Source organism: Actinomadura sp. KC345 (assembly GCF_004348515.1).
In the GTDB taxonomy this organism is placed as follows: Bacteria; Actinomycetota; Actinomycetes; order Streptosporangiales; family Streptosporangiaceae; genus Spirillospora.
On sequence record NZ_SMKH01000326.1, the window covers coordinates 1 to 8,195 of the forward strand.

The 8,195-nt window shown below is 72.6% G+C and carries 7 protein-coding genes and 2 pseudogenes; all 9 read right to left on the bottom strand.

Annotated elements, in window-relative coordinates; genetic code table 11:
* On the bottom strand, positions 1-772 hold a 772-nt coding region (lepB, locus tag E1281_RS33985), incomplete at its 3' end, for a signal peptidase I (protein ID WP_243717690.1).
* A 215-nt stretch (positions 773-987) separates the two neighbouring features.
* Entirely contained in the window at positions 988-1,338 is a 351-nt protein-coding gene (gene rplS / locus E1281_RS33990) for a 50S ribosomal protein L19 (protein ID WP_131883814.1), read from the bottom strand.
* A 118-nt stretch (positions 1,339-1,456) separates the two neighbouring features.
* Positions 1,457-2,014: pseudogene (locus E1281_RS41495) on the bottom strand (tRNA (guanosine(37)-N1)-methyltransferase TrmD); the annotation flags it as partial.
* Between the two features lie 348 nt (positions 2,015-2,362).
* Positions 2,363-2,575, bottom strand: a pseudogene (locus E1281_RS41500) (tRNA (guanosine(37)-N1)-methyltransferase TrmD); the annotation flags it as partial.
* Positions 2,572-3,084 carry a ribosome maturation factor RimM gene (gene rimM, locus E1281_RS34000; protein ID WP_131883816.1) on the bottom strand — a complete coding sequence of 171 codons (513 nt, stop codon included), beginning with the start codon at positions 3,082-3,084 and terminating at the stop codon, positions 2,572-2,574. The pseudogene E1281_RS41500 and the gene rimM, both read right to left, overlap by 4 nt.
* A gap of 11 nt (positions 3,085-3,095) precedes the next feature.
* Positions 3,096-3,338 carry an RNA-binding protein gene (locus E1281_RS34005; RefSeq protein ID WP_131883817.1) on the bottom strand — a complete coding sequence of 81 codons (243 nt, stop codon included), beginning with the start codon at positions 3,336-3,338 and terminating at the stop codon, positions 3,096-3,098.
* Between the two features lie 2 nt (positions 3,339-3,340).
* Positions 3,341-3,799: a 30S ribosomal protein S16 gene (rpsP, locus tag E1281_RS34010; protein WP_131883818.1), complete on the bottom strand. Its 459-nt coding sequence runs from the start codon at positions 3,797-3,799 to the stop codon at positions 3,341-3,343.
* Positions 3,800-4,031: 232 nt separating this feature from the next.
* Positions 4,032-5,618, bottom strand: coding sequence for a signal recognition particle protein (gene ffh, locus E1281_RS34015; protein WP_131883819.1), 1,587 nt, complete (start codon positions 5,616-5,618; stop codon positions 4,032-4,034).
* A gap of 144 nt (positions 5,619-5,762) precedes the next feature.
* Complete coding sequence (locus tag E1281_RS34020; RefSeq protein WP_131883820.1) at positions 5,763-8,135, bottom strand: [protein-PII] uridylyltransferase; 2,373 nt, start codon at positions 8,133-8,135, stop codon at positions 5,763-5,765.
* Positions 8,136-8,195: the final 60 nt, after the last annotated feature.

Sequence of the window (8,195 nt, forward strand, 5' to 3'; positions counted from 1 at the left end):
GAGGGTGTTCTCCATGGAGCCGGACGGGATGTAGAACGCCTGGACCGCGAACGCCTTGATGACGAGGGCCAGCACGACGGCGACCACGATGAGGATGGGGGCCGCCGCCGGGGTCGCCGCGGTGGGAGCGGGAGTCGTAGGAGAGCTCGCGATGGTCGCCCATGACCCACAGCTGGCCCGGCTTCACGGTGATGTCGAACGGGTCGTTGGACGGCTTGTTCCGCTCGTTCGTGATCGGGTCGGTGTAGAGGTAGGAGCTCTCGTCCAGGGGGACGCCGTTGACGGTGACGCGGCCCTGGGCGTCGCAGCACTTGACGCGGTCGCCCGGGACGCCGATGACGCGCTTGATGTAGTCCTTCTCGTTGGGCGCGACGCCGAAGGCGGTGCCGACCGCGCGCAGCACCTTGGAGACGGGGTTGCCGGGTTCCTCGACCTGGACCTCGGGGTCCCAGGAGTCGAGGCCGTTGAAGACGATGACGTCACCGCGCTCGACGTCGCGGAAGTGGTAGACGATCTTGTTGACGAGGACCCGGTCGCCGACCTGGAGGGTGTTCTCCATGGAGCCGGACGGGATGTAGAACGCCTGGACCGCGAACGCCTTGATGACGAGGGCCAGCACGACGGCGACCACGATGAGGATGGGGAGCTCTTTCCAGAAAGAGCCCTGCTTCTTCTTCTTTTTCTTGCCCTTGTCCTCGGAGTCGTCGGTCTCCTCGGCCGAGTCCACGGGCTCCTTCTCTTCGGGCACCGAGCCCTCGGCTTCGGATCGCACGTCTCTCCGATCGTCCTCATCAGTCATCAGAGCGAAGCCTAGCGGCGCGGGGGCCGGGAGACGCCTCCCGATGGCGTGTCGCCGGCGGGCGGACAGGTCGTCCCCAGCCGAAACGGACAACGCCCCGGTCACCGTTGCGGTTTCCCGGGGCGTCGTGGTTCATCGGCTCAACGAGTTCTCAACTCGGCGGGCACGTGGCGGCGGATGAGCGGGACTCAGTGGTCGCGCTTCTCCTTGATGCGTGCCGCCTTGCCGCGCAGGTTGCGCAGGTAGTAGAGCTTCGCCCGGCGGACGTCACCGCGGGTCACGACCTCGATCTTGTCGATCGAGGGGCTGCTGAGCGGGAACGTCCGCTCGACGCCGACGCTGTAGCTGACCTTGCGCACGGTGAAGGTCTCCCGGGCGCCGCCGCCCTGCCGCCGGATCACCACGCCCTGGAAGACCTGGATACGGCTCCGGCTGCCCTCGGTGACGCGCACGTGGACCTTCAGCGTGTCGCCCGGACGGAAGTCCGGGATGTCGGCGCGCATCGCGGCCTTCTCGATCTCCTGGATCAGGGTGTGCATCGCAGCGGTTCCTCATGGTCGAACGCGGGCGTCGAGAGGCCCCGGTGGATCTTTCATGGGGGCGTCGCGCCGCGGAGAATGGTCGTGGGGTGCCGTGCGGTCTGGACGCACGGACGCTTTAGTCTGCCATATCTTCGCCGTCAACCGGAAAACCGGCCTCGCGCAGCACCGCGCGATCCCGCTTGTCGAGGGTCTCCGGGGCCAGGCGGGCGAGCAGTTCGGGACGGTGGCGGGCGGTGCGGCGCAGCGCCTCGTCGCGCCGCCAGCGGGCGATCGCGCCGTGGTGTCCGGAGAGCAGCACGTCCGGGACGGGCCGCTCGCGCCAGACGGGGGGCTTGGTGTAGACGGGACCCTCCAGCAGCGATTCCATGGCGCCGGGGGCGAAGGAGTCGTCGGCGACCGAGTCCGCGTTGCCGAGGACGCCGGGCAGGAGGCGCCCGATCGCCTCGACCATGACCAGGACGGCGACCTCTCCCCCGGCGAGCACGAAGTCGCCGAGGCTGACCTCGTCCACGGGCATCCGGGTACGGGCCTCCTCGGCGACGCGCGAGTCGATGCCCTCGTAGCGCCCGCACGCGAACACGAGCCAGGGCTCGGCGGCGTACCTGGCCGCGTCGGCCTGGGTGAAAGGCCGCCCGCTCGGCGTGGGGATGATCAGCCGCGGAACCGTCCCGGCCCGCCTCGGTGCGGTGGGCGCCGCCTCGTCGTCCGCCGGAGAGCCGCCCGACGACGCCGGGTCCGGGGAGACCGCGCCCTGACCTGGTCCGGGGAGAGCCGCGGACGATACCGAGCCTGAGGAGGCCGCGCTCGGGGAATCCGCGGCTCCGGGCGCCCCGCCCCGGGCACCTGGCTCCTGGGACGCACCCGGCGAGGTCGCGGGCCCGGGTGTCGCGCCCTGGGGGCCTGGCTCCCGGGAAGACGCAGACGACGCTGAGCCCCCGGTGGAATCGCCTGGGGAGAGTGCGGTTTGGGGAGGTGTGCCTGGGATGTTTGGTTCGTGGGGGGCCGGGGGCGGGATGATGGAGTCGAGGGCCTCGCCCCAAGGGCCCGGTTTCATGACCATGCCGGGGCCGCCGCCGTAGGGGGTGTCGTCCACGGTGCGGTGCCGGTCGGTGGTCCAGTCGCGCAGGTCGTGGACGTGGACGTCCAGCAGACCGGTCCGCCGGGCCTTGCCCATGAGGGAGATGTCGAGGGCGGCGAAGTACTCGGGGAAGATCGTGACGATGTCGAGTCTCATGATTCGTCGAGCAGACCGGGGGGCGGGTCGATCACGAGCCGCCCCCCGGGAACGTCCACCTCGGGGACGAGTGCCGCCACGAACGGGACCAGTTTCTCGCCGGCGGGCCCGCGCACGACCAGGAGGTCCTGGCCGTGGTGGAGCACGTCGGCGACCTCGCCGACGTCGGTGCCGCCGGCGGTGACGACGGCGAGCCCGATCAGCTCCTGGTCGTGGAACTCGTCCGGGTCGGCGGACGGGGGGATGTCGCCGGGATCGACGACGAGCCAGGTGCCGCGCAGTCGATCCGCAGCGTCCCTGTCGGCGATCCCGGCGAAGCGCAGGAGCAGGCGTCCCGAATGCCAGCGGGCGCGCTCGATGGTGAGGGGGCCGGTGGCCGCGGGGTCGGTGTCGATCCGCGTGCCCGCGGCGAGCCGGGTCTCCGGCTCGTCCGTGCGCACATCGATGGTGACCTCACCGCGGATTCCGTGCGGCCGTCCGATCCGTCCCACCACGAGCGGTTCGCTCATCGGAACGCCACTCAGCGGACCTCGTTGACGTCGAGCAGGTCAACCCGCACATAGCGGCCCCCGGACAGGGCGCTGATCACGGTGCGAAGGGCCTTGGCGGTGCGACCGCTGCGGCCGATGACCTTCCCGAGGTCCTCGGGGTGCACGCGCACCTCGAGGACCCGGCCGCCCCTGATCCGGCGGGCGCGGACCCGGACGTTGTCCGGGTTCTCCACGATGCCGCGGACCAGGTGCTCGAGCGCTTCTTCGAGCACGGTCAGCCCTCGCTCTTGGCTTCGGTGGTCTCGGCCTTGGCCTCAGCCTTGGCCTCGGACTTCTTCGGCTCGGCCTTCTTCTTGCCCTTGGTCGCGGGGCCGGCGGACTCCCCCTCGCCCAGCGACTCCTTGACGGCCGCCTCGAACGCCGCCTTGCGGTCGGCCTTCGGCTCGGCGACCTTGAGGGTGCCCTCGGCGCCCGGCAGGCCCTTGTACTTCTGCCAGTCGCCGGTGATCTTCAGCAGGTTGAGGACGGGCTCGGTCGGCTGCGCGCCGACGCTGAGCCAGTACTGCGCCCGCTCGGAGTCGATCTTGATGAGGGACGGCTCCTGCTTGGGCTGGTAGAGCCCGATCTCCTCGATGGCGCGCCCGTCACGCTTGGTGCGGGCGTCCGCGACGACGATCCGGTACTGCGGGTTCCGGATCTTCCCCAGACGCTTGAGCTTGATCTTGACTGCCACGGGTGTGGTGTACTCCAGACTTCATTACAGGGTGGACGTGCCCGCGCCAGGTGGGGAACACCGGCTCGCGGCCGCCCGATGGACTCCGGCCGCGCAGGACGAGAGAGGGCGCCTCGCGGTTCCGGGTTTCCAGCCAGTCATTCTGCCAGACGATGGCGGCAAAAGCGCAATCGCACGATGCCGTGTCCGAGACCCGGCGAGTTCGGCCGCCGCCGCCCGCGGGAACGCGCGGTCATTTCTTCTTGCGGCCCTGGAGCTTGTTCAGGTCGGGCATCTGGAAGCCGGGCGGGAGCTGGCCGCCGCCGAGGCCCGGGGGAAGCCCGCCCTGGCCGCCGCCGAGGCCGGGCGGAAGCTTCTGGGGCATGCCGTCGGCCGCGGGCTGCTCCTCGTCCTGCCGCGGCTTGCCGGCGGCGCGCTTGCGCGGGTCTCCGCTGCGCTGCTTGCCCTTCTTGTTCTTGGCCGCCTTCGCCGCCTTGGCGGCCTTCTTCCGTCCGCCGGGCATTCCGGGAATGCCCATCCCGCCGGCCATCTGGCGCATCATCTTCTGCGCGTCGAAGAAGCGGGTGACCAGGCTGTTGACCTCGCCGACGCTGACACCGGAGCCGCTCGCGATGCGCGCCCGCCGCGAACCATTGATGATCTTGGGCTGGGAGCGCTCCTGCGGGGTCATCGAGCGGATGATCGCGGCGATGCGGTCCAGGTCCTTGTCGTCGATCTGGCTGACCTGGTCGCGGACCTGCCCCATGCCCGGCATCATGCCGAGCAGGTTGCCGATCGGGCCGAGCTTGCGGATCATCATCATCTGCTCGAGGAAGTCCTCGAGCGTGAAGTCCTCGCCCGAGGCGAACTTGGTGGACATCTTCTCGGCCTGCTCGGCGTCGAACGCCTGCTCGGCCTGCTCGATCAGGGTGAGGATGTCGCCCATGTCGAGGATCCGGCCCGCCATGCGGTCCGGGTGGAAGACGCTGAAGTCCTCGAGCTTCTCGCCGGTCGAGGCGAACATGATCGGCCGGCCGGTGATGTGCCGGACCGAGAGCGCCGCGCCGCCGCGGGCGTCGCCGTCGAGCTTGGTGAGGACGACGCCGTCGAAGCCGACGCCGTCCATGAACGCCTGGGCGGTGTTGACCGCGTCCTGGCCGACCATGGCGTCGACGACGAACAGCACCTCGTCGGGGTCGACGGCGTCCCGGATGTCCATGGCCTGCTGCATCATCTCGGCGTCGATGCCAAGGCGGCCCGCGGTGTCGATGACGACGACGTCGTGCTGGGCGTGCCGGGCCTGGTCGATCGACCGCCGCGCCACGTCCACCGGGTCGCCGACGCCGCTGCCCGGCTCGGGCGCGAACACCTGCGCCCCGGCCCGCTCGCCGACGACCTGGAGCTGCTCGACCGCGTTGGGACGCTGGAGGTCGGCCGCGACCAGCATCGGCGCGTGCCCCTCCTGCTTCAGCCACCGTGCCAGCTTGCCCGCGAGCGTGGTCTTCCCGGCGCCCTGCAGCCCCGCGAGCATGATCACGGTCGGCGGGTTCTTGGCCAGCCGGATCCGGCGGGTCTCGCCGCCGAGGATGTTGATGAGCTCCTCGTTGACGATCTTGACGACCTGCTGCGCCGGGTTCAGCGCCTGCGAGACCTCCGAGCCCCGCGCCCGCTCCTTGACCTGCGCGATGAAGTCCTTGACCACGGGCAGCGCGACGTCGGCCTCAAGCAGCGCGATCCGGATCTCGCGGGCCGTGGCGTCGATGTCGGCCTCGGAGAGCCGGCCCTTGCTGCGCAGGGACGAGAAGACCGTCGTCAACCGGTCGGAGAGCGTCTCGAACACGTGTCTGGACCGTCCTTGGAAAGCTTCTGGGATCGCCTATCAGCGTATCGGGTCGGAGGCCGAGCCCCACCCCGTCTTCCCGACCCTGTTTCCGAGGCCCCGGGAGACCGGGGCGGACGACGTCAGCACCCCAGGTCCGGTGGGTCAGCGCAAGGCCGTGAGGATCTCGGTGCGGACGGTCTTCAGTTCGGCCGGGTCTGTCAGGGGGCGGCCCTGGGCGTCCACCACGTAGAAGACGTCCACGGCCTCGGCGCCTAGGGTGTCCACCTGCGCCGCGCGGACCTGGAGGCCGCGTGCGCCTAGAGCCTGCCCTGTGCGCCACAGCAGCCCGGGCCGGTCGTGGGCGCGGACCTCGATGACGGTGGCCGTGCTGGACGCGTCGTCCACGATCATCACGCGGGGCGGAGGGACCGCTACGCCCGGACGCACCCGTGCCGAGCGCGCGCGGCGTTCGAGTCGGCCGGACACGTCGAGGCGGTCCGCGAGCATCCGGCGGAGATCGGCCTCCAGGTCCGCCGGGTCCGGCGGCGTCCCGTATTCGGGGACGGCCGTGAAGTCCAGGACGGCCGTTCCGCCCGAGCCTTCCGGGGACGAGATCGTGCGGGCGGTCTTCACCGCCAGTCGGTGGAGGGCCAGGACGCCGGCGGCGCGCCAGAGGAGGCCGGGGCGGTCGAGGGCGGCGATGGTGATCCGGGAGCCGGTGACGCGGACGCCGGCGCCGTCGTGGCGGGCGAGGGCCGCGTGGCCGGGGTCGAGGACGGGAGCGGGCGGAGGCGTCCCGCCGGCAAGCGCGGCGGCGGCGCGGCGGGCGAGTTCGGCGACGAGTCCGGCCTTCCAGGCGCCCCAGGCGGCGGGACCGGTGGCGTTGCCGTCGGCGATCGCGAGGGCGGCGAGCAGGTCGATGATCTCGCGTTCGCGGCCGGGCGCCTCCGAGACGGCGGCGGTGACGGTCTGGACGGTCACGGGGTCGTCGATGTCGCGGCGGGTCGCCGTCTCGGGGAGCAGCAGGTGGTGGCGGACGAGCGTCTCCAGGACACGGACGTCGTCCTCGGGGAACCCGAGGCGGGCGCCGATGTCGCGGGCGACGACGGCGCCGGTGGTGGAGTGGTCGCCGGGCCAGCCCTTGCCGATGTCGTGCAGGAGGGCGCCGATGAGGAGCAGGTCGGGCCGGGCGACCTCGCGGGTGAGGGCGGCTGCGCCAGCGGCGGCCTCCACGAGATGGCGGTCCACGGTGAACCGGTGGACGGGGTTGCGCTGCGGGCGGTTGCGGACGCGTTCCCAGTCGGGCAGCAGCCGGACGATCAGCCCGGCCTGGTCGAGGGCCTCCCAGACGCCGATGGCGGCGGGGCCGGCGCCGACCAGGGACACCAGCGCGTCGCGGGCGCCGGCGGGCCAGGGCGGACTCGGCAGGACCGCGCGCTCGGCGAGCCGGGCGACGGTGGCGGGTGCCAGCGGCAGGCCGGCCTGTGCCGCGGCCGCGGCGACGCGCAGGACGAGGGCGGGGTCGTTCATGTCGGCGTTCCGCGCCAGGACGACCTCGCCCTCGTGCTCGACGGCGCCGTCCCCGACCGGGCGCCGCTCGACGCCGCGCCGGGCGGGTGAGGGCCCGGATGACCTCGCGGCATGCGCCCCGGTGGACGCCGGGGCGCGGCCGTCCGCCGCGGGAGCGGGCGGCGAGGCGCGCCGGACGCGGGACGTGACGAAGCGGTCAACGCGGCGCCACAGGTGCGAGGCGGCGTAAGTGATCGTGCGGGCGGCCTCCGCGACCGAGCGCTGCAGGACGTCCGCGTCGAGCAGGCCCAGCGCGCGGGCGACCGCCTCCTGCTCCTGGAGCACGAGGCGGTCGGTGGAGCGCCCCGTGACGTCGTGCAGCGCGTGCCTGACGTCGAGCAGCAGGTCATGGGCGGCTCGGACCCGCCCGTCGGGTGCGGACGCCACCCAGGACGCGGCGACGGCGTCCATGACCTGGACGTCGCGCAGCCCGCCGCGCGCCTCCTTGAGGTCGGGCTCCAGGAGGAAGGCCAGTTCGCCCTGCGTGTCCCAGCGTTCGCGGCACATCGCCGACAGCTCGGACAGCCGGACCGCGGCGTCGGCCCGCCAGTCGGCGAGGACGGCGGCGCGCAGTTCGTCCGCGAGCGCGCCGTCCCCCCCGATCCGGCGCGCCGACAGCAGCCCGAGGGCCGCCTTCATGTCGCCGCGCGCCACGGTGCGGGCCTCGTGGACGGTCCGGACCGAGTGGTCGAGGCGAAGACCCGAGTCCCAGACCGGGTACCAGATCCGGTCGGCGGTCCCGGCGACGTCCGCTCTGCCGCGGTGCAGCAGGACGAGGTCGAGGTCGCCGCCGGGTGTCAGCTCGCGGCGGGCGTGGCTGCCGACCGCGACGAGCGCCACGTCCCCGGGGGCCTGACCGGCCGCGAGGAGGGAGCCGAGCCAGCGGTCCAGTTCGGCGGCGCGTGCGGCACGCGCCGCCACGAGGGCGGCACGGGCCGCACCGGCCGCTCCCCCGGCCTCCCCCACGGCACCGGGCGCACCGGACGCCGCCCCCGGCGCGCCCGGTGCCGTGGGGGAGGCCGGGGG

What these genes read in the sequence shown, in the direction of transcription:
- rplS (WP_131883814.1), bottom strand. Translation starts at nt 1,338, where the DNA reads ATGCACACCCTGATCCAGGAGATCGAGAAGGCCGCGATGCGCGCCGAC.
- rimM (WP_131883816.1), bottom strand. Translation starts at nt 3,084, where the DNA reads ATGAGCGAACCGCTCGTGGTGGGACGGATCGGACGGCCGCACGGAATC.